A 20,244-nucleotide genomic window follows, 5' to 3' on the forward strand; every position below is an offset into this window, starting at 1 on the left:
GTCGTGCCTCCCTACACGCCCGGCCGAACGGCCAGCGGCATCAACTCGTGGTAGTCCCAGTTGATCTTGCTGATCTTCACCACGTCACCGGTCTGCGGCGCGTGGATGTACTCGTCGCCGCCCAGGTACATGGCGACGTGGTGGACCGTGACCGGGTTGGCCGGGTTGGTGGCCCAGAAGATCAGGTCACCGGCCTTGGCCTCGCGCACCGGCAGGTACGCGCCACCGGACATGTACTGGTCGTTCGCCACGCGCGGGATCTTCACCCCGGCCGCCGCGAACGCCTTGACCAGGATGCCGGAGCAGTCCCACGCGTCCGGGCCGTTGCCGCCCCACAGGTACGGCTCACCGAGCTGCTGCTTGGTGAACTCGATCGCGGTGCCCGCCGCGTTGGACGCCAGCAGGAAGTCGCCGACGCTCTCCCCGCACCCGGCCGGGTCGCTGACGTCGCCCTCCTTGCTGATCAGGAACGCGGCCATGGCCTCCCAGTTGTGGTACCGGTCGGGGAACGCCGACCGCTCCACGTCCTGGGCCGAGTCGCCCGGCCGCTGCTCCTCCCAGTCCGGCAGCTTGAGCAGCACGTCGTAGAACTTGTTGATCGCGTACTCGGGGTCGGTGACCTCTTCCGGCGAGCCCCAGCCCATCGACGGGCGCATCTGGAAGATGCCCAGCGAGTCCCGGTCGCCGTAGTCCAGGCTGCGCAGCCCCGACTCGGTCATGCCCGCCTGGATCGCGATCTGCCACGCCAGCGGCGGCAGCTCGCGCTTGCGGCCGATGGAGATGATGTTGGCGACGGTCGTGCGCTGCTCCTCGGTGAGCCGTTCGGCCTCCCGGCGCCCCTTCTCCTCACCGCCACCGCCCCAGGGTCCGAGCGAGGCGTTGCAGCTCGCCATCCGGATGCCGGCGGCTCCCTCGGTCGGGGTGTTCTCCTTGAGCACGGTGGACACGCCGTTGGTGACGGTCACCGCCACCACGGCCACCACCGCGACGACCGCGATCCCGATCTTGAGCATGTCACCCCACCTTGGTCCAGTCGGTCACGACCCAACCCTCGGGCAGCTTCGCCACCGTGACGATCAGCCTGCCGTCCTCGAGCTTCGCCTCGAACTCCGCCGAATCGGTGAACGACTTGATCGGCTTGACGGCCTCGTCGACCACCGCCGGCACGTTCGCCGGGTCGACGGACTGCAACCGCGGGAACATCTCGTCCGACGTGTGCTCCTCGAGCCCGGCCAACCACTGCTCCTTGGTGGTCTTGCCGGGCTCGAAGCGGCTGAACGCGTCCACCCACATGTCGGCGCGCAGCTGCGCGTTGACGTTGACCGGCGCCGAGGTGGGCGCGGCCGTGGGGCTCGGTGCCTTGGTCGGCAGCGGGGTGGAGGTCACCGTGGGCAGCACCCCGACCTGGTTGCCGCCGCCGCTGCCGGTCGTGGCGGTGGACGTGGTGCCCGCCGCGCCGCCGCCCGGCCGCGGCTTGATCGCGTTCGGGATGACCACGCTGATCGTCGTGACCAGGACGACCACCCCGACGATCGTCGTCACCAGGTGCCGGGGCGAGCGCAAGGGCCAGCCCCACAGGCGTCGGTACACGGCCGCCCGGCCGCGATTGGTTCGGATCGGCATCAGCTGTCCCTGACCTCAAGCCCGCGTGACGGCCGGTAGATCACGTGGACCTGCCGTCCCGCCACGACCTCCGTCTCGGCGCGCCGCGGCCCCGGCACCGGGGTCGGCGCGTCGGCCACCCGCCCGTTGACCCGTGACGGCACCAGCACCGCGTCGTCCAGCCGGTCGTAGTTCCGGTCGGCGATGGGCGGCGCGTCGACCACCCTGGACCGCCCGGACGGCAACGCCGCCGGCCCGCCGTACCCCCCGCCGGGCAACGCCACCGCACCGTTCCCGCCCACGCCCGAGCCCAGCTCGCGCACGCTGTTCCCGTTGCGGTCCAACCGCTGCGCGCTCGCCGCCACGGGATTGGCCGCCTCGGGCCGCACCCTGCGCCGGTCCCGCTGCGGCACCTCGACCCCGTCCGGATCGGTGTCCCGCACGGTGTCCCAGAACTCCTCCTGCGGCGAGGGGCCTTCCTTCTTCTTGCGCAACTTGGACAGGATTCCGCCGCGCATGGGCAGCGCGTTGCCGACCGAGCCGACCGACATCTCGACCATCTGCCACATCCGGCGCATCGGCTTGGCGGCGATGAAGAGGACCACCGTCAGCATCAGCCCGAGCAGCGTCCTGGCCAGCAACGACAACCCGGTCGCGCCGAAGATCGCCTGCAGCAGCCACGCGTGCACGCCCGCCAGCACCGCCAGCAGCAGCACGTTGAACACCGTCACGGCCACCGCGCGGGCGACCTTGCGCAGCAGGTCGTGGTGGATCAACGCGACCAGGCCGATGAGCGGGCCGGCCAGCGTGAGCACCCGCAGCAGCAGCTGCGCCAGCAGCACGGCGGCCTTCGCGAACAGCTGGAACAGCGAGAACGCGACGGCTTGCAGCAGCGACAGGAACCCGGCGCCGGTGCGGCCGCCGTCGTCGCCGCTGAAGTAGCCCTTCGTCGGGCCAAGCTGCGCGTAGATGTTCTTGTACTCGGCCTTCTTGGCGTCCAGCGCGGCCTGGTCGCCGTCCTTGTGCTCGGCCAACTCCTGCACCGTCCACGCCTGGGCGGCCAGCAGCCGGGGACCGAACTGCGCCGCCTGCGGCGCCTCGGGCGTGCCGAACTCGCCGCGCAACCAGCTCTGGTAGACGACGGTGTCGTGCAGCCGCGACGGCAGCACGTCGAGCTGGTCCTTGTCCTCGTCCACGTCGACGAACCCGGCCTGGATCTCCGACGTGCGGGTGACCAGCGTGCTGTCCATCAGGCTGTAGAACTGCGGCAGCGCCAGGGTCGAGGTCGCCAGCCACATCGCGGCCAGCGCCCACAACCCGCGCTTGCTGATCGAGGCCAGGTCGCCCTGCCAGATCTGGCGGAACATCAGCACCGCCAGGATCAGCGCGACCAGGCCGAACCAGCGCAGGTAGACGTTGTCGTAGACCTTCTGGACGCCGGTCTTCACCGCCTCGTCCAGCGGCTGGAGCAGCCCCTGGCCGACGACCGTGTAGTGCAGGGCGTTCGTCGCGCCGACGATGTTCTTGCCGACGTTGAACAGCTCGTTGCCCATCCAGGTGTCCAGCACCGGGGTGGCGTTGGGCACCAGGCACTTCTCCTGGTAGGTGTGCCAGACCATGCCCGCGTACCCGTGGTTGAGGTAGGGCGTGTCCGGCAGGCCGTTGCCGATGGGCGGGTCGATCGCGCCGACCATCCCCGAACCGGGCCGCTCGGGGTTGGGCGCCTCACCGCAGGGCGCGGCGGCGGCGGGCGTGGCGCCGATGACGACCTGGAGGCCGACGATCGCCACCACCACGGCCATCGCACGCCACCGGGCGCGCGCCGGGCGGCCGTGCGCCTCCGCGTGCTCTTGAGCGTGTCTGAATCGCCGTCGCGCGTAGAGCGCGACGGCGACCAGCGCCACCAGGAGAAGGGTGCTCACGCGGACACCTCGCTACTGCTCGGCACGACCGGAGCACAGGGGGACCCGCTCACGCGCACGTCCCGCCGGCGCTCGGCGCGGCAAGCACCGAGCGCGGTGCGCGAGTCGTCCACGAGGCCGCTCATGCGCTGCCTTCCCGGCCCGGACGGCGGTTTCCTCCCTCGCCGTGCGCCGAGTCGACCAGCTCGTCGGTCAGGCCGACTTCCAGGTCGGCGGCCAGTTCGTCGTCGTACTCGTCGGTGTACTGCTCGGCGTACGAGAACGGGTCCTGCGGGGGTGAGGAGACCTCCACCTCGGTCGACTCGCCGCCGTCGCGCAGCGCGTCCGGCGTGGTGTCGAGGGCGTTGCGCAGGTGTTCCAGGTGCGGCCCGGAGAAGTCGATGCGGATCCGCTCGACGCCGCCCGCGCCGTCGCCGAAGATGAACTGGCGCGGCGCGCGGTCGCGTTCGAGGTTGTTCCGCACGCCGCCCGGGCGACGGCCCAGCGAGGCCACGACCTGCTCGTAGCCCGCCCCGACCGGGACCTTCAGCAGGCGCAACGCGTCCGCCTGCGCCTGGTCGTCGTCCAACCGGCCGACGAACACCGAGTCGAGCAGCGTCACGAAGCCCTGGATCTTGAGGAAGTCCGCCGGGATCTGCGACGACAGCAGCACGCGGACGTTCCACTTGCGGGAGTCGCGGGCGAAGCGGTTCATCAGCACGCGGCCCGTCGGCACCTCCGACAGGAAGAACGCCTCGTCGATCCAGACGCCCTTGCGCAGGTCCTTCGGCCGCTCGTAGATCGACCGCTGGGTCAACCACGCGGCCAGGTTCAGCATCTCCACGCCGAGCGCTTCCGCGTCCGTCCAGTGCTCGCGGCCCACGCCGTCCTTCGGCAGGTTCAGCCCCGCCATGGTCAGCACGGTCAGCCGGTCGTCGCGCGCCTCGTTGTACGGGTCCAGGTCCTGCTCGGGGATGAGCAGCGACATCCGCTCCCGCATCTCGTCGAGGAAGTCGGCGACGACGACGGCGTGCTCGTGGTGCTCCGACGCGTCCCGCCGCAGCGCCTCGAACACCATGCCGGGGTGCGCGTCGGGCCGGCCGCCGACCGTGCGGACCGCGCGCAGCAGCACGATCCGGGTCTGCGGCAACCGGGACACCTCGTAGGGCAGCAGGCCGGACAGCACGTCCAGCACCAGCCGACGCCGGGTCGCCGCGGCCAGCGCGCGTTCCCGCCGCCACGCCCGTTCCGGGTCCTCCTCGTCCATGAAGTGGTCGAGCTGCGGCTCGGCCACCACCCGGTACGGGTTGAGGATGCCCGCCTGCGCGTTGAGCAGGTTGATCGGCCGGGCGTACGGCCTGAGCTCGGGCAGCTCGCACAGCGCCGCCAGCGGCCCGGACGGGTCCAGCAGCGTCCAGTGCGCGCCCGCCCGCAACGTCTTGTAGACGATGCCGCCGCCGAGGAACGACTTGCCCGCGCCCAGCCCGGCGACCATCGCGGTCAGGCCGGACGAGTCGCGCAGCTCCTGCGCCATCCACGGGTCCCACGCCACCGGCCGGCGGGTCGCGGTCACCGTCTCACCGAGCAGGATGCCGCGCCGGTCGCCCACCTCGGCCGTGGCGGTCGGGACGGCGGACGCCGCCCACAGCACCGAGCCGCGCCGCAGGTAGGCCGACGACGACAGCGGCTCGCCCGGGATGAACTCCCGCGCGATCGCGTACTGCGCCTCCGGGTGCTCGATCGCCACCTTCGGCTTGTAGAGGTCGAGCAGCCCCTGGGCCAGCCGCAGGGCCTCGCGCTCGGTCGGGCCGGACACCGCGAGCCGCCACCAGCTCCGCACCCGCGTGCCCAGCGCGGTGAAGCCCGACGTCATCTCGTCGTCGATCTCCAGCACCCGGGACGCCTGTCGGGCCAACGACTGCGGCGGCTCCAGCTCGTGCTCGTCGGTGTAGTGGCGCACCTGCGAGCGGACCTTGCTCATCTGCCGCTGCAACTCGCCGGAGACCTCTTCGGGACGCCGCACGTAGATCCGCGCCGACCACTCCACGGCGGCCGGCAGCCGGTCCGAGCGCTGCACCCACGGGTCGTCCTGCTCGGGGATCTGCAGGCCGTGCATCAGGCCGACGGTGAGCACGGCGACGTGCCGCTTGATGCCCGCGTTCGACCCGGTGCGGCCGCGCACGGTGACCGTCGGCGAGTAGGGGTCCTGGTGGAAGTCCGCCGCGTCGGTGAACGACGCCAGGTCCTCCGGCTCCCACGGGGCGCCGGGCACGGCGGGCAGGTTGCGCGGCGCGGGCAGGCCGAGCGAGCAGGACCGGTGCATCAGCCAGGACATCTCCTCGGCCGTGGCCGGGCGCCCTTCGAGGCCGGCGGAGCCGATCACCTGGTCGAGGTGGTCGATCTCGGACTCGATCGCGACCAGCTCGGCGTCCACCGCGTCCGGGAAGACCTTGCGCAGCACGGGCGCGGCGCGCTCGACCGCGCGGTCCATCATGTTGCGGGTCTGCACCTGGACGCCGAGGTAGACCTCCTTCTCGGCCATCGACCGGCCCATGAGCTGCTGCTGCTCGCCGACCATGTAGTCGTCGAAGCTCAACGTGCCGGGGGTGTCCGGCAGCCGGCGCACGGCGTTGTGCACGTGCGCCTCGGCCCACATCCGGATCGGGTACGGCCGGTTCGTCACGCGCAGGTGCATCCAACGGCCCTGGAGCTCGGCGTACTGGCCCGCGATCGCCGCGATCAGGTCCTGGCGCTGCGAGTCCGACCGGAACGACCAGCGCTGCGGCGCGAGCCGGTACCAGGCGTAGACCTCCTGGCCGGTGCGCAGCAGGTGGCCGTCGATGCTGCGGGCGGCGATCGACGGTGTGTAGCTCGGCACGGACTGCTCGCCCGGCAGGCGGCGGCCGCGCTTGCTGTAGACCTTGCGGTCGTCGCGCGCCGCGGCCGCGTGCTGGGCCACGTGTGCGGCGGATCGTCGGTCACGGTCACGCCGGCGTCCGAACACCGCGCACCTCCTTCTGACGGCGGTCTTGCTGCCTGCGGTGCTGGGATCGGGTGGCGGCGCTCGCGCGTTTCGCCCCCTTGTGACGTTTGCGCGGGCGGTGCGGGCTGACCCGGACGCGCGCGGCGCTGGCCGCGCCGCCCCGGCCCGCCGTGGTCTCCCGCGGCGCGGTCAGCTCGCGCACCCACATCGCCAGGACCGACGACAGCGGGCGCTCGTGGCTGATCCGCGAGCAGATGAACCTGGTCAGGGCGATCGTGATCACGAAGCCCCAACCGGTGTTGATCACGTCGAAGCCGAATCCGACCTGCCGCTGGACGGCGGTGACCAGCAGGAAGACCACGATGCCGACACCCCAGGCGACGTACCGCGCACGCCACGGGAAGGTTGCTTTGGGCGGGCCGAGCCAGACGGCGTCGACCCGGTAGACCTCGTCGTCAGTGCGTACCCGCAAGGGTCACCCGCCGGTGAACAGGCCGGCGATCCACTGGCCGATGTTGGCACCCGCGTTCGTGGTGACGGCCAGACCGATGATCGCCAACGCGATGATGACGCCGCCCAGGCGGCGCATGACCCCGGCGTTGTCGCCCTTGCCGCCGCCGAGCCAGAGCAGCAGCAGCGCGACGGTGAGCAAGAGGAGGGGGACCAGGTTGTCGAGGATCCACTGGCGCACCCCGCCTGTGCCCAAAGCGGGCGGCTGCTGGGCGAGTGTTACCAGGGTCATGGCGGTCATCTCGTACTCCTGAGTACGCAGGACTTCGCCGGGCGGGCCGAGGGGTGCCCGTCCGGTTGGTGCGCTATCGAGTAGAACACGTCTTCGTCACGAGGTGTATCGGTCGGCTAGCGGTCGGTAGATCAAGAACCGTTCCCCTGGCAGTCGATTACGTCTAATCTGACCACAGACATCATGGTTGGGGGCGAGCCGGTGGAGAACCGACGTCCCCGGATTCTCCCGATTGCTGAGATAGTTCACCCGACTGCGAACCCCCTGGTCACGCACTGTGTGCACGACCTCCAGCCCTGTCCCCGCCGGTCGCGCCGACTCCCCCGTCCGGCCGAGCGATCGACACCCGAACGGTCCGCACGCCGGAGTGACGACGCCGAGGAGGCTCGCCGATGACCCACCCGCCCGAGGCCGTGCCCGAACCAGCCGGTGGGGTGAACGAAATCACCGTCGCCGTGACCGTCTCGGGCAGTGATCAGGTTACCGGTGAGGACCGGCAAACCGGGCGGCGGGTGCAGCGGACGGTCAACTTCGACCAGGACGTGCTGGAGCGGGCGCGGGCCGCGGCGACCTACCTGGCCGCCTACGAGGCGGAGGCCGGCGTGCGCAGCCTGGCCGACATCGTGAACCCGGCGGTCGAGGCGTACGTGACCGAGCTGGAGCGCCGCTACAACGACGGCGCGGCGTTCCGGCCGGTGTTCCGGATGCCACCGGGCCGGCCCTCCCGCCGCGCCTGAAACGCGTGGCGGGGCCCCTTCCCACCCCCAGGCGCGGAAGGGACCCCGTGCTCACGCGGGTCGGGTCAGCTCATGCCCGAGATCCGCCACCAGCCGTGGGTCGGCAGCGTGTCCGGGCCGACCGCGCCCTTGTTCCAGAAGTAGTCGTCGAAGTTGGCCAGGCCACCGCCGCCGATCGCGCCCATGGTCGCCCACCGCACCGACGCCGGCTGCGTGTCGATCGACGCCTGCGCCCACGCGTCGCGGACCTTCATCGGCTTGTTCCACCACAGGAACGGCGTGCGCACCAGGTAGTTCGCGAACTTCCCGCCGTGCACGGCGCTGTGGTAGGAGACGGTGTCGAAGCTGTTGATCTGGTGCAGCCCCCGGAACGCCTGGCCCCAGCGCGCCGCCCAGCTCTGCCCGCCCGCGGAGCCCTGCAGGATCGAGCAGGTGAACAGGCTCATCCACTCGACGTCCTTGTTGCCCCAGCGCGCCTCGTCCTTGGACAGGAACGTGTCGGTGTTGCTGCTGCACCCGGCGAACGAGAAGCCGTTCGGGGAGCCGTGGCCCTGCCAGTAGGTCATGTCGACGTCGTCGGCGTAGAGGTGGTCCTGGCCGCCGGGGAACACCGGGTCCTTGAAGTCCCGCTCCCACGCGTTGTGGTTGACCCAGCTGAACTGCACGGGCACGCCCGCGGCGGTGAACCGGTTGTTGAACGTGCTCAGGTTGTTCGCCGTCCACGGCAGGCCGGAGCACGGGCCGGTGCCCTCGCTGCCGACGTCGATCCGCCACGTCCACTGCGGGGTGAACGCGCCCTCCTCGCGCGGCGGGTCCACCGGGCCGGGCTCGGGCAGCCGCGCGTCGACCGCCGCGCCGACGACCACCGACTGCACGGCCGCGCCGTCGGAGTTCACGCCGTCGCAGCGCAAGCCGGGCTCCAGCTCCTCGACCTTCTCCGCCAGCGGCGGCGCCTCGTACACGTAGGACACGCCGGTCGGCCGCACGCTCTGGCCGAACACCTTGGCGCACCGCTCGCGGCCCTGGTCCAGGCTCAGCACGGGCACGCTGCCGACCTTGACGAGGTCACGGGTGGCGTGGGTGAGGCCCGCGACGGCGCCCTGGCCGTCGAACGCGACCCGCAGCTTCGCTCCCGGGCCCTCCAGCGGCACGCCGTCGAGGGTGAACGCGAACGAGACCGCGGTGTCCAGGGGTGCCGTGACGACGGCCTTCTGGTTGGCGTCGACGACCTCGAACGTCGTCTGGCCGGCGGTCGGGGTGGCGTTGGCGGGCAGCAGGCCCGCCCCGCGCAGGGACTCGAGGGCGCGCTTGGTGGCGTCCTCGACGGGGAGGGCGCGCAGGCGTTTCAGGGACTCGACGTCCAGGGCCGTCTGGACGGTCTCGGCGCCTTCCTCGTCCGGCTTGCCCGCGCCCAGGTCGAGACCGGGCACGCGCAGGTAGGTCGACTCGTCGGCGAACGCGACCGAGCCGTCCTCGGCGAGCTGGACGTTCTTGAGGCCGAACGCGCGTTGCAGGGCGGCGGCCTGGGCTTGGGTGAGCCCGGTGGACCGGACCGCGTACACCGGCAGTTCGGCGGCGGCGGCGGCGGTGGCGGTGGCGGCGCTCCCCGTGATCGCCGCCGCGCCCATCAGGCCGGTCAGGGCGAGCCAGGTGCCGGCTCGCCTCGTGGTGGTGGACATGGGATTTCCCTCCTCGTGGTACCGCGGGGCAGGGCCCGTGGTCTGCGGGGAGGAAGCGCGCCGGGCGGGGTTGATACCGACAACCACTCGAACGGCCTCATCGGTGTAACACCCCTGGCACGCAAGGGATGTATAGGCGGGCACATGCGCCTTGTCGGTCGCCGGGGACCAATGGGTGCGCCCGAATGGGCGGGAAAGGGGCGGATGAGCCGGCATGTAAGCCGGATTCTGTTCCCGGGCGCCTCGCGGCGGTCCCGTTCGGCGGCCATCCATCTCGGCCTGCCGTTGCCGACAGGCTCTTGCGGCCTACCCGCAGGCATCGGACGGGCCGCCCTCGAACGCCTGCGCAGGTGCCCTGGGGCACCCTCTTGGCCTTGCTCCGGGTGGGGTTTACCTAGCCGTCCCCGTCACCGGGGACGCTGGTGGTCTCTTACACCACCGTTTCACCCTTACCCCGGCTCGCGCCGGGGCGGTCTGTTCTCTGTGGCACTGTCCCGAGGGTCGCCCCTGGTTGCCGTTGACAACCACCCTGCCCTGTGGAGTCCGGACTTTCCTCGGCGACGGCGCTTCCGCACCGCCGACGCGGCCGCCCTGCCGACTCATCCGCGCCACCAGGGTACCGGCGGGCTTCCCAGGCAGTGGAACCAGGGCCGCGGAACCTTGTCGCGATGTGGGCGTGCTGCTCTACTCGAAAGCATGCCAGGAATCGGGGGACTCACCCGCCGCCGGCACGTCGACTTCGGCCGCACCGCCGCCGCGATCTGTTGTCGCTGACAGTTTTCACCTCGTACTCCGAGCCTTTTCGTGAAAGGTGTCAGCGACCCATGTCCTCCGTTCTGATGATTTCCGGCGGTCCGTCCCCGACGTCCCGCACCGGTGTCCTCGTCGCGCACGTCGAGGGCTTGCTGCGCGACGCCGGGTACGAGGTGCGCACCCTGCACGTGCGGCAACTGCCGACGTTGCCGCTGCTCACCGAGGACCTGCGGGACCCGGAGATCGGTGACGCGGTCGCCGCCGTGCTGCGCGCGGACGGGATCGTGGTCGCCAGCCCGGTGTACCGGGCGGCCTACAGCGGGCTGGTGAAAGCGCTCGTCGACCTGTTGCCGAAGAAGGCGTTGCGCGGCCGGGTGATCCTGCCGCTGGCGACCGGCGGCAGCCAGGGTTTCCTGGTCGCGATGGACTACGCGTTGAACCCGCTGCTGGCGGGCAAAGGCGCGGACTCGGTGCTGCGCGGCGAATTCGTGCTGGACCCGGACATCGAAGGCGGGACCATCGCGCCGAAAGCCGCCGAGGCGGTTCGCGGCGCGGTGGACCGGTTCGCGCTGGCGCTGGAGGACGCCCGGTTCCGGCGGGAGCGCACCCGGCTGCGCCCCGCCGGCTAGCCGAGGTGCGAGGTGTCGTTGACCAGCCGCACGGACGCGTGGCCGTCGGGGTAGAACTCGACCACCGACAGCGACGCGAGGTCCAGGTGCAGCCGGAACAGCAGCGACGGGCCGACGTCCAAGGCCATCCGCAGCAGGCACTTGATCGGCGTGACGTGGCTGACCACGACGACGTTCGCGCCGCCGAAGCGGGACACGATCGCGTTGCGGGCCCGCCGCACCCGGTGGTGCACCTGGTCGAAGCTCTCGCCGCCGGGCGCGGGCACGGAGGGGTCGCCGAGCCAGCGCCGGTGCACGTCGGGGTCGCGTTCGGCGGCCTCCGTGAACGTGAGGCCCTCCCACGCGCCGAAGTCGGTCTCGATCAGGTCGTCGTCCCAGGACGGCTCGGCCCCGGTGGCGGTCGCGACGGCCCGCGCGGTCTCCCGCGCCCGCCCCAGCGGTGACGACACGACCGCGGTCAGGCCCTCGACCTCGGCCAGCCGGCGGGCGGCGGCCTCGGCCTGACCGCGACCGACGTCGGTGAGCGGCGGGTTGCCGCGCCCGGAGTAGCGGCGGGCCACCGACAGCTCGGTCTGGCCGTGGCGCAGCAGGTAGAGCCGGGTCGGCTCGCCGGTCGCGCCGGTCCACGACACCGGCGACTGGGTCGAAGCGTCCGCCTGCCGCGGCTCGGGCCGGGCGGGCCCGGCCTTCCCCGCCTTCGTCGACCTCGACCCGCCCGCCTGCTCGTCCATGGCCAGGTTCGCCAGCCGGTCGGCCCGCTGGTTGCGCTCGCGCGGGATCCACGCGTAGGTCACCCGCTCGAACGCCGCCGCCACCTCCCGCGCCCGGGCGACCAGCGGCTGCATGGACGGGTGCTTGACCTTCCACCGGCCGGACATCTGCTCGACCACGAGCTTGGAGTCCATCCGCACGTCCACCTCGGACGCGCCGAGTTCCGCCGCCGCCCGCAGCCCGGCGATCAGGCCCTGGTACTCGGCGACGTTGTTGGTGGCCACGCCGATGCCGGCCGACCGCTCGACCAGCACCTCGCCCGCCCCGTCGAGCACGACCGCGCCGTACCCGGCGGGCCCGGGGTTGCCGCGCGAGCCGCCGTCGGCCTCGACGACGACCCTCACAGCCCCGATTCCCCGGTGCGCACCATGATCGCGCCGCACTCCTCACACTGCACGACCTCGTCCGCCGCGGACTCCTTGACGTGCGCGAAAGCACTGCGGTCCAGCTCGATGCGGCACGCGCCGCAGCGCCGCGACTGGAGCAGCGCCGCGCCGATGCCCTTGTGCGCCCGCACCCGGTCGTAGAGCGCGAGCAGCGGCGCGGGGAACTGGCCCGTCATCCGCTCGCGGTCGGCGACGCGCTTGGTCTCGGTCGACTCCAGGTCGGCCAGCGCGCTGTCGCGGCGGCGTGCCGCGTCGGACAGCGCCTCCTGCGCCTTGTCCAGCGCGACCCGGGCGTGCTGGATGTCGGCCTCGACGGCCTCGCGGCGTTCCATCAGCTCCAGCAGGTCGTCCTCCAGCGCGCCGCGGCGGCGGCCGAGGGTGGCCAGCTCGTGCTCCAGGTCGGTGAGCTGCTTGGCGCCCACGGAGCCGCCCTGGAGCAGCTTGCGGTCGCGCTCCTCGCGGGCGCGGACCTGGTCGATCTCGGTCTCCTGCCGCTTGACCTCGCGGTTGAGGTCGCCCAGGGTCGTCTCGATCGTGGTCAGCGCGTCCTGCTTGGCGCGGAGCTGCTTCTCCGCCTCGGCGATCTCCGCGATCTCGGGCAGCGTGCGGCGCCGATGGGTGACGCGCGACAGTTCGGCGTCGACCTGGGCGAGGTCGAGCAGCCTGCGCTGCACGGCGGGATCGGCTTTCACTGTGGGCCTCTCATCTGGGGTGCTCCTGTTCGGCTCGTCACGCCGACGGTCCACGGGTCGGTCCGGCGGGTCGAGACGAGGACTTCGACGGTACCGCCGAGGGCGGTGCGCACGACGTGCGCCGCCTGCTCGCACCACGGCCACTCACTGGCCCAGTGCGCCACGTCCACCAACGCCGGTCCGCCGGCGGCCAGGTGCTCGCCCGCCGGGTGGTGGCGCAGGTCCGCGGTGACGTAGGCGTCCACGCCCGCGCGTGCCGCGACGGCGAGGTAGCTGTCTCCCGCGCCACCGCACACCGCGACCCGCCGGACGGGCCGGTCCGGGTCGCCCGCCGCGCGCACGCCCCACGCCGTGGCGGGCAGGGCGTCGGCGACGCGCCGGGCGAAGTCGCGCAGCGGTTCGGGGTGGTCCAGCTCGCCGATCCGGCCGATGCCGGTGGCCGGGTCGTGGTCGGCGGGCACCAGCGGGCCGGTCACGCGCAGGCCGATGGCCTCGGCGAGGGCGTCCGAGACGCCGGGGGCGGCCGCGTCGGCGTTGGTGTGGGCGGTGTAGAGGGCGATGCCGGCGCGGATGAGCCGGTGCACCAGCCCGCCCTTCGGGTCGTCGGCGGGCACGCCCGTGACGCCGCGCAGCATCAGCGGGTGGTGCGCCACCAGCAGCTGCGCGCCCACCTCCACCGCTTCGTCCACTGTGGACCCGACCGGGTCGACGCAGAACAGCGCCCTCGTCACCCGTTCGGCGCGGTCGCCGCAGACCAGGCCGACGGCGTCCCAGGACTCGGCGGTGGCGGGCGGGTAGGCGGCCTCCAGGACGGCCAGCACGTCCCCGAGCGTGGTCACAGCTCCTCCAGCACGACTCGCAGCGCGTCCACCAGCAGCGCGAACTCCCCGGGCGCGCGGACCGCGACCCGGAGGTGGTCGGGCCCCAGGCCGGGGAACGTGTCACCGCGCCGCACGGCGATCCCCTTGTCCCGCAACGCTTCCCGCACCCGCCGCCCGTCCGGGACGCGCAGCAGCACGAACGGCGCGTCCGGCGGCACGACCACCAGGTCGCCCAGCAGCCCGACGGCGTGCGCGGTGTGCTCCCGCGCCTCCCGCGCCAACGCCTCGGCCTCCGCCACGGCCGGCGGCTCGGAGCACGCCGCGACGGCCTCCAGCACGAGGCTGCCCACCGGCCACTGCGGTCGGGGCAGCGCGAGCCTGGCCAGCAGCTCCGGCGCGCCGAGCAGGTAGCCCGCGCGCAGGCCCGCCAGGCCCCACGTCTTGGTCAGGCTGCGCAGCACCAGCAGGCCGGGCAGGTCGGTGCGGCCCGCCAGCGACTCCGGCTCGCCCGGCACGGTGTCGGCGAACGCCTCGTCCACGACCAGCACCCGGCCCGGCCGGCTCAGCGACGCCACGGCGTCGGCCGGGTGCAGCACGGACGTCGGGTTGGTCGGGTTGCCCAGCACCACCAGGTCGGCCTCGTCGGGCACCAGGTCGGGCCGCAGCCCGTAGCCGTCCTCGGGCCACAGCTGCACCCGCTGCACGGGCACGCCCGCGTCCCGCAGCGCCACCTCGGGCTCGGTGAACGACGGGTGCACCACCGCCGCCAGGCACGGGTGCAGGTTGGGCAGCAGCGCGAAGCCCTCCGCGGCGCCGTTGAGGATCAGCACCTCGTCGGGGTGGCGGCCGTGCCGCGCGGCGACGGCGGCGCGGGCGCGTTCGTCGGCGGCGGCGGCCGGGTAGGAGCCGAGGTCGTCGAGGGCGGCGGCCAGCCGGTCGCGCAGCCACGCGGGCGGCGCGGGCACCCGCACGTTGACCGCGAAGTCCACGAGTCCGGGCGCGGCGTCGACGTCCCCGTGGTGGCGCAGCAGCGCCCGGCCGGACTCCTGGCTGGTCATCGCCGCGAGTCTAGGCGATCTGCGCCGGCCGATCCGCGCTCTGCCCCATCTGGGAGCAAGCCCAGTCCAGGTACGCGCCGGGCAGCTCGCGCAGGATGCCCAGCGCCTCGGACCCGGGCAGGTCCGGCAGCGCGCGCACGGCCTGCGCCGCCAGCGCCGTGCAGTGCTCGACCGTGTCGGCGACCAGGCTGGTCCGCCGCAGCTCGGCCAGCAGCCCGGCCAGCTCGGCGTCGGTCAGCTCACGTCCGCGTCGCCGCAGGAGCGCGCGCTGGTCGTCGGTCAACGCCCGCAGCAGCGGGAACGTGTAGACGCCCTGGCGGATGTCGTTGCCGACGGGCTTGCCCAGCCGCTGGGAGGTGGACGCGAGGTCCAGCAGGTCGTCCAGGACCTGGAACATCAGCCCGAACAGCGCGCCGAACCGGGCCATGGCGGCGGTGGTCGCCTCGTCGGCGTCGGCGCAGTGCGCGGCCAGCACGCAGCCGACCTCGAACAGCGCGCCCGTCTTCAGCTCGATGGACCGCAGCGCGTTCTCCGGGCTGCGGTCCACGTCGTAGAGGTCCACGACCTCCAGCACCTGGCCCTCGACCAGGTCGGTCACGGCCTGGGCGAGCCGGCTCGCGGCGAACGGCGAGATCCGGTCCAGCGCGGCCTGGCTCGCGCGGGCCAGCATGAAGTCGCCGACCAGCACGGCCGGACCGGTGCCCCAGTCCGCGTTGACCGTGCGCACGCCGCGCCGTTCCTCGGCGTTGTCCATCAGGTCGTCGTGCACGAGCGAGCCGGCGTGCAGCAGTTCGACGCAGGCGGCGGCGGTGACCGCCTTGTCGGTGACCTCCCCGGACACGGCCAGCGAGCCGGCCAGGACCAGCACCGACCGCAGCCGCTTGCCCCCGGCCGCGGTGATGCGGCCGGAGAAGGTGTTCACGATCGGCAGCGACGACGACGTCGCCAAGGCCCGGATCTCGTCCTCCACCCTCGGCAGCGCGAGGGCGAGCGCCGGCATGGTCGGCATGGTCGACTGCGGCTCGTTCGACTGCACTGTGGACACGGGGTGATCGTCCCGCGACCCACCTGAGAGGCCGCTGAGACGGCCCCGGGCACACGAGCTAGAGCATCGACACGGCGACCGCGAAGAACAGCAGCGCGAGGCTCAGCACGAGGTGCGCGACCGAGGGAGCCTCGTACCTCCCGGCGCGGCACAGCGACGGCTCGGTCACCACGCGTCGCCGACCTCTCGTCGAACCCGCCGCACGCCACGTGTGCGCGTCATTCGCATTCCTTCCCGACACATTCCCCACACCTTCGGCGTCGGAATTGCGGGCCGGTTCGTTACCCGTTATCACGCTTTCGCAGACTCTCTTCCGCCTCGGCGAGCAGCCGGGCCCGGTCCTGCCGGGCCAGCCGCTTCCGTTCCCGCTCCCGCACCCATGCTCGCACGTCGTCGGCACCCAGGCCGACCGCCTCGCGGTAGAACTCGTCCCCGAACCACCACCACACCCGAATGCCGTACCGGGCAATGCGCACGGGCTGTTCCCGACGCAACACGTCCAGTGACGGAAAATCGACGACCAGCACCGGCGGACACCCCGTGCCGACGAAGAAATACCTTTTCCGGAACGCCAGACCGCGGTCGGTGAAGAATCCGGCGTTGGGGTCGGGCACCAGCCCGCCGGGCGACGTCACGGGCCGCGGCCGGGCGAACGCGGGCGTCTCGGGCCACGACCGGCGGCGCACCGCGACCACCACGGCGACCACCACCGCGGCGGCGAGCAGCACGACGACCCCGACGACGACCCCGGACATCCCTGATCCCCCAACACGAGCCGGTCGTGGGAGCGCTCGACCTGGCAGACTGACCCGCCGTGGCGCTGACCGTCTCGTTCATCTGCACCGGCAACATCTGCCGTTCCCCCGTGGCCGCGATCATATTCCGCGAGCACCTGCGCCGGGCCGGGCTGGGTGACCTCGTGGAGGTGACCAGCGCGGGCACCGGCGGCTGGCACGTGGGCGACCCGGCCGACCCGCGCGCGGAGAAGTCGTTGGCCGACAACGGATACCCGACCGAGCACGTCGCCGCCCAGGTGGGCGGGAACCACCTCGACGCCGACCTGCTGGTGGCGTTGGACTCCGGGCACGCCCGGTCGCTGCGGCGGATGGTCGGCGACCCGGAGCGGGTGCGGCTGCTGCGCTCGTTCGACCCGGACGCGGACGGCGTGGACGTGCCCGACCCGTACTACGGCGACAAGGCCGGCTTCGACCGCGTGGTGGACATGGTGGAGGCCGCCGTGCCCGGTCTGCTGGCGTGGGTGCGCGAACGGCTGTGACACCGGCGGAGGCGGCGGAGCACCTGACCGGGGCGAAGGCGGTCGGGGTGCGGCAGCTCGGCGGCGCGGTGTGGGAGGTCGGGCTCGCCGGCGGTGACCGCGTGGTCGTGAAGCGGCACGACGAGCCGGGCGCGGCACGGGCCGAGGTCGCGTCGCTGCGGTGGTTGGCCGTGCCCGACGGCCCGCCGACGCCGGGGGTGCGCGGGCAGGACGGGCGGTGGCTGGCCCTCGACCCGGTCGAACCGGGCCCTCCGTCGCCGCGGGCCGCCGAGGAGTTCGGGCGGCGGCTCGCGGCGTTGCACGCGGCCGGCGCGCCCGCGTTCGGCGCGCCACCACCCGGCGGTCCCGCGGACGCGTCGATCGGCCTGGCGCCGATGCGCAACGTCGCGTCCGGCGACTGGGCGGAGTGGTTCGCCGAGCACCGGATCGGCCGCTACGCCCGCCTCGCCGTGGACGCGGGCGCGATGACCGCCACCGAGGCGCGGACCGTCGAGGGCGTGCGGGTGGCGGCGCCGGACGAGCCGCCCGCCCGGCTGCACGGCGACCTGTGGAGCGGCAACGTGCACTGGGCCGCCGACGGCCGCGCGTGGCTGATCGACCCCGCCGCCCACGGCGGCCACCGGGAGAGCGACCTGGCCATGCTCGCCCTGTTCGGCTGCCCGCACCTGGACCGCGTGCTCGCCGCCTACGACGAGGCCGCGCCGCTGGCCGCCGGCTGGCGCGACCGCGTGCCGCTGCACCAGCTGTTCCCGCTGCTCGTGCACGCCGCGCTGTTCGGCCGCGGCTACGCCCGACAGGCGGTGGCCGCGGCCCGATCGCTGCGATGATGACCACATGGGGATCACGGCGTTCGAACGCGACGACTGGCAGTGGCTCAACGAGCCGCGCACGTGGAGCACCGAGGGCGGCCTGACCGTCACCAGCGATCCGGAGACCGACTTCTGGCGCACCACCCACCACGGCTACGACCGCGGCAGCGGCCACGTGCTCGGGGTGCCCCTGACCGGCGACTTCACCGTCACCGCGACGTTCACCGCGGACTACGCCGCCCAGTACGACCAGGCCGGCGTCGCGCTGTGGCTGGACGAGCGGAACTGGATCAAGGCCGGGGTCGAGCTGGTCGACGACGAGTTCCAGGTCAGCACGGTCGTGACGCGGGAGTTCTCGGACTGGTCCGTGGTGCCCGCGGGTCGCGTCGGCCGGGTCACGATCGCGGCCGTGCGCGAGGGTGACGCGGTGACCGTCCGCTACGGCGCGGGCGACGCCGAGCCGACGACCCTGCTGCGGCTGGCGTACTTCCCGCCCGAGGTCCGGACGCTGGTCGGCGTGATGGCGGCCGCGCCGACGGGTCCCGGCTTCACCACGCGCTTCGACCGGGTGCAGGTCACAACGGCTTAGGGCTTACCGTGGTCACGTGCGGTTGAGGTTCCTGTTGCAGCCCGGGTGGCTGGCGTTGACGCTGGTCGTCTGGGTGTTCGCGGGCGCTTGCTTCACGCTGCTGGCGCCGTGGCAGTTCGACCGCGACACCGAGCGCGACGCGCAGAACAGCGCGGTCGTGTCGTCCCTGCGCACCGACCCGGTGCCGGTCGCCACGCTGCTCGACCGGCCGAACGCCGAGGTCGAGTGGCGGCGCGTCACGCTGACCGGTCGCTACCTGCCCGAGGGGCAGGCGGTGGCGCGGCTGCGGACCGTGCAGGGCGAGGCCGCGTTCGAGGTGCTGACGCCGTTCCGGCTGGCCGAGGGGCCGGTCGTGCTGGTCGACCGGGGTTACGTGCGGCCGGTCAACGGCATCAAGGTGCCCGACCTGGACCCCGTGCCGACCGGCGACGTGACGCTGGTCGCACTGGCCCGCCGGGACGAGTCCGACGACCGGGACGCGTTCCGGGAGGACGCGCACCGGCAGGTGTACGCGGTGAACTCGGCCGTGGTCGGCCGGGCCGCCGGGCTCGACCTGCGACCGGGCTACTTCCAGCTCACCGAGGGCCAGCCGGGCGTGACGGAGGCGCTGCCGCTGCCGAAGCTGGACGCCGGACCGTTCTTCTCCTACGCGTTGCAGTGGATCGCGTTCGGCGCGATGGCGCTGGGCGGCTGGCTGTACTTCACCGCCCGCGAGATCCGGCCCGGCGGCGCGCTGCGCGAGGACGCGGGCACGTCGAAGGTCAGGCGGAAGTCCGTCGCCGAACAGCTCGCCGAAGACGAGGCCGCGCCAGCGCGATGACCGCGGTCACGGCCGCCGCCGACGCGCCGACCACCCGCGACAGCTCCACCGCCCGCGTCACGTGCCCGGCGTCGGGGTTGCGGCCGTGCCCGAGCACCGGCCGGTCCTCCGCGCCGTGCGCGTACACCGTGCGGCCGCCCAGCCGGACCTCCAGCGCGCCCGCGAACGCCGCCTCGACCTGGCCCGCGTTGGGGCTCGGGTGCGCCGCCGCGTCTCGCCGCCACGTCCGCCACGCCTCGCCCGCCGACCCGCCGACGACCGGCGCGCCCGCCACCGTGAGCAGCGCGGCCAGCCGCGAGGGCAGCAGGTTCGCCACGTCGTCCAGGCGGGCCGAGGCCCAGCCGAACCGGCGGTACCGCTCGTTGCGGTGGCCGACCATGGCGTCCAGGGTGTTCGCCGCGCGGTAGCCGAGCAGCCCCGGCACGCCCGCGACCGCACCCCAGAACAGCGGGGCCACCACGGCGTCGGACGTGTTCTCGGCCACGGACTCGACGGTCGCCTTCGCCAGGCCGAGCGTGTCGAGCTTGCGCGGTTCCCGCCCGCAGAGGTTGGGCAAACGATTGCGCGCCGCTTCGAGGTCTCCGCCGTCCAGCTCGCGGCCCATCGCGGTGCCCTCGTCGGCCAACGACGACCCGCCGAGCACGACCCACGTGGCCGCGGCGGTGGTCAGCACCTGCAGGACCGGGCTGCGCCGGCCGAGCCGCTCCACCGCGACGCCGGCCAGGACCGTGCCGCCGACGAGCACCGCCGTGTGGGCCACGCCGCCCACCCGGTGGTCGCGGTACAGCTTGCGCTCCAGCGCCGCCGCCGCACGTCCGAACCCCGCTACCGGGTGATACTTCTCGGGGTCGCCGAACACCGCGTCAGCGGCCACGCCCAGCACCAACCCCACCGCGCGCCCCAGACTCACACGGGCACGGTAGCCCGCACGTGTCGGACCGCCGCATTAGG

20 protein-coding genes and 1 other RNA gene are annotated in these 20,244 nt (G+C 73.1%); 6 read left to right on the forward strand and 15 right to left on the reverse strand.

Translation table 11 applies throughout. The features are described 5' to 3' along the window. Window positions 1-11 precede the first annotated feature (11 nt). From FHX81_RS16410 to FHX81_RS16435, 6 genes are all read right to left on the reverse strand, one after another. On the reverse strand, window positions 12-1,013 hold the full coding sequence (locus tag FHX81_RS16410; protein WP_141978997.1) for a C40 family peptidase: 1,002 nt from the start codon (window positions 1,011-1,013) through the stop codon (window positions 12-14). Between the two features lies 1 nt (window position 1,014). After that, entirely contained in the window at window positions 1,015-1,623 is a 609-nt protein-coding gene (locus FHX81_RS16415; protein ID WP_141978998.1) for a hypothetical protein, read from the reverse strand. After that, window positions 1,623-3,524 (reverse strand): hypothetical protein, encoded by a 1,902-nt coding sequence (locus FHX81_RS16420; protein ID WP_141978999.1) that lies wholly within the window; start codon window positions 3,522-3,524, stop codon window positions 1,623-1,625. Before FHX81_RS16420 ends, FHX81_RS16415 begins: the two co-directional genes overlap by 1 nt. Before the next feature lie 121 nt (window positions 3,525-3,645). Further along, on the reverse strand, window positions 3,646-6,462 hold the full coding sequence (locus FHX81_RS16425) for an ATP-binding protein (RefSeq protein WP_246107843.1): 2,817 nt from the start codon (window positions 6,460-6,462) through the stop codon (window positions 3,646-3,648). A gap of 25 nt (window positions 6,463-6,487) precedes the next feature. Beyond that, window positions 6,488-6,958: a hypothetical protein gene (locus tag FHX81_RS16430; RefSeq protein WP_141979001.1), complete on the reverse strand. Its 471-nt coding sequence runs from the start codon at window positions 6,956-6,958 to the stop codon at window positions 6,488-6,490. 3 nt (window positions 6,959-6,961) lie between these two features. Beyond that, the gene (locus FHX81_RS16435; RefSeq protein WP_170185127.1) at window positions 6,962-7,237 is read right to left on the reverse strand and encodes a hypothetical protein; all 276 of its coding nucleotides are present in this window, start codon (window positions 7,235-7,237) and stop codon (window positions 6,962-6,964) included. Window positions 7,238-7,620: 383 nt separating this feature from the next. Between FHX81_RS16435 and FHX81_RS16440 the strand changes: the two genes are divergently transcribed. Further along, window positions 7,621-7,965: a hypothetical protein gene (locus tag FHX81_RS16440; RefSeq protein WP_141979002.1), complete on the forward strand. Its 345-nt coding sequence runs from the start codon at window positions 7,621-7,623 to the stop codon at window positions 7,963-7,965. 65 nt (window positions 7,966-8,030) lie between these two features. Here the strand turns inward: FHX81_RS16440 and FHX81_RS16445 are convergent, their stop codons facing one another. Beyond that, a complete protein-coding gene (locus FHX81_RS16445; protein ID WP_141979003.1) occupies window positions 8,031-9,644 on the reverse strand; it encodes a DUF6345 domain-containing protein in 1,614 nt (537 codons plus the stop codon). A 201-nt stretch (window positions 9,645-9,845) separates the two neighbouring features. After that, window positions 9,846-10,246: RNase P RNA component class A (rnpB, locus tag FHX81_RS16450), an RNA gene on the reverse strand. A gap of 222 nt (window positions 10,247-10,468) precedes the next feature. On the opposite strand from rnpB, the gene FHX81_RS16455 reads away from it, so the two are divergent. After that, entirely contained in the window at window positions 10,469-11,026 is a 558-nt protein-coding gene (locus FHX81_RS16455) for an NAD(P)H-dependent oxidoreductase (protein ID WP_141979004.1), read from the forward strand. On the opposite strand, the gene FHX81_RS16460 is transcribed toward FHX81_RS16455, so the two are convergent. The 6 genes from FHX81_RS16460 to FHX81_RS16485 form a co-directional block, all read right to left on the reverse strand. Further along, window positions 11,023-12,141 (reverse strand): bifunctional RNase H/acid phosphatase, encoded by a 1,119-nt coding sequence (locus tag FHX81_RS16460; protein WP_141979005.1) that lies wholly within the window; start codon window positions 12,139-12,141, stop codon window positions 11,023-11,025. The two genes, FHX81_RS16455 and FHX81_RS16460, sit on opposite strands and share 4 nt — an antisense overlap. Continuing rightward, on the reverse strand, window positions 12,138-12,875 hold the full coding sequence (locus tag FHX81_RS16465; protein ID WP_141979006.1) for a zinc ribbon domain-containing protein: 738 nt from the start codon (window positions 12,873-12,875) through the stop codon (window positions 12,138-12,140). Before FHX81_RS16465 ends, FHX81_RS16460 begins: the two co-directional genes overlap by 4 nt. After that, a complete protein-coding gene (locus tag FHX81_RS16470) occupies window positions 12,872-13,714 on the reverse strand; it encodes a Nif3-like dinuclear metal center hexameric protein (RefSeq protein ID WP_141979007.1) in 843 nt (280 codons plus the stop codon). The genes FHX81_RS16465 and FHX81_RS16470 overlap by 4 nt, the downstream gene beginning before the upstream one ends. Next, window positions 13,711-14,754, reverse strand: coding sequence for an Rv2231c family histidinol phosphate aminotransferase CobC (gene cobC / locus FHX81_RS16475; RefSeq protein WP_141979008.1), 1,044 nt, complete (start codon window positions 14,752-14,754; stop codon window positions 13,711-13,713). The genes FHX81_RS16470 and cobC overlap by 4 nt, the downstream gene beginning before the upstream one ends. 10 nt (window positions 14,755-14,764) lie before the next feature. After that, on the reverse strand, window positions 14,765-15,799 hold the full coding sequence (locus FHX81_RS16480; protein ID WP_246107844.1) for a polyprenyl synthetase family protein: 1,035 nt from the start codon (window positions 15,797-15,799) through the stop codon (window positions 14,765-14,767). Between the two features lie 281 nt (window positions 15,800-16,080). Next, entirely contained in the window at window positions 16,081-16,554 is a 474-nt protein-coding gene (locus FHX81_RS16485) for a hypothetical protein (protein ID WP_141979009.1), read from the reverse strand. A 65-nt stretch (window positions 16,555-16,619) separates the two neighbouring features. Here FHX81_RS16485 and FHX81_RS16490 point away from each other — a divergent pair, with 65 nt between their 5' ends. The 4 genes from FHX81_RS16490 to FHX81_RS16505 are packed head-to-tail and all read left to right on the forward strand — an operon-like array spanning window position 16,620 to window position 19,293. Beyond that, a complete protein-coding gene (locus FHX81_RS16490) occupies window positions 16,620-17,075 on the forward strand; it encodes a low molecular weight protein-tyrosine-phosphatase (protein WP_141983972.1) in 456 nt (151 codons plus the stop codon). Continuing rightward, on the forward strand, window positions 17,072-17,902 hold the full coding sequence (locus FHX81_RS16495; protein ID WP_246107845.1) for a fructosamine kinase family protein: 831 nt from the start codon (window positions 17,072-17,074) through the stop codon (window positions 17,900-17,902). Before FHX81_RS16490 ends, FHX81_RS16495 begins: the two co-directional genes overlap by 4 nt. A gap of 7 nt (window positions 17,903-17,909) precedes the next feature. Beyond that, window positions 17,910-18,473, forward strand: coding sequence for a DUF1349 domain-containing protein (locus FHX81_RS16500; protein WP_141979011.1), 564 nt, complete (start codon window positions 17,910-17,912; stop codon window positions 18,471-18,473). A gap of 16 nt (window positions 18,474-18,489) precedes the next feature. Next, a complete protein-coding gene (locus FHX81_RS16505; protein ID WP_141979012.1) occupies window positions 18,490-19,293 on the forward strand; it encodes an SURF1 family cytochrome oxidase biogenesis protein in 804 nt (267 codons plus the stop codon). Here the strand turns inward: FHX81_RS16505 and FHX81_RS16510 are convergent. Next, on the reverse strand, window positions 19,235-20,203 hold the full coding sequence (locus tag FHX81_RS16510; RefSeq protein WP_141979013.1) for a cobalamin biosynthesis protein: 969 nt from the start codon (window positions 20,201-20,203) through the stop codon (window positions 19,235-19,237). The two genes, FHX81_RS16505 and FHX81_RS16510, sit on opposite strands and share 59 nt — an antisense overlap. Window positions 20,204-20,244 lie beyond the last annotated feature (41 nt).

It is taken from the genome of Saccharothrix saharensis, from assembly GCF_006716745.1.
GTDB lineage: Bacteria > Actinomycetota > Actinomycetes > Mycobacteriales > Pseudonocardiaceae > Actinosynnema > Actinosynnema saharense.

Bases quoted from the DNA above. Each gene is read 5' to 3' on its own strand.
- FHX81_RS16500 (WP_141979011.1), top strand. From the start codon at position 17,910: ATGGGGATCACGGCGTTCGAACGCGACGACTGGCAGTGGCTCAACGAG.
- FHX81_RS16455 (WP_141979004.1), top strand. From the start codon at position 10,469: ATGTCCTCCGTTCTGATGATTTCCGGCGGTCCGTCCCCGACGTCCCGC.
- FHX81_RS16445 (WP_141979003.1), bottom strand. From the start codon at position 9,644: ATGTCCACCACCACGAGGCGAGCCGGCACCTGGCTCGCCCTGACCGGC.
- FHX81_RS16410 (WP_141978997.1), bottom strand. From the start codon at position 1,013: ATGCTCAAGATCGGGATCGCGGTCGTCGCGGTGGTGGCCGTGGTGGCG.
- FHX81_RS16415 (WP_141978998.1), bottom strand. From the start codon at position 1,623: ATGCCGATCCGAACCAATCGCGGCCGGGCGGCCGTGTACCGACGCCTG.
- FHX81_RS16485 (WP_141979009.1), bottom strand. From the start codon at position 16,554: ATGTCCGGGGTCGTCGTCGGGGTCGTCGTGCTGCTCGCCGCCGCGGTG.
- FHX81_RS16440 (WP_141979002.1), top strand. From the start codon at position 7,621: ATGACCCACCCGCCCGAGGCCGTGCCCGAACCAGCCGGTGGGGTGAAC.
- cobC (WP_141979008.1), bottom strand. From the start codon at position 14,754: ATGACCAGCCAGGAGTCCGGCCGGGCGCTGCTGCGCCACCACGGGGAC.
- FHX81_RS16435 (WP_170185127.1), bottom strand. From the start codon at position 7,237: ATGACCGCCATGACCCTGGTAACACTCGCCCAGCAGCCGCCCGCTTTG.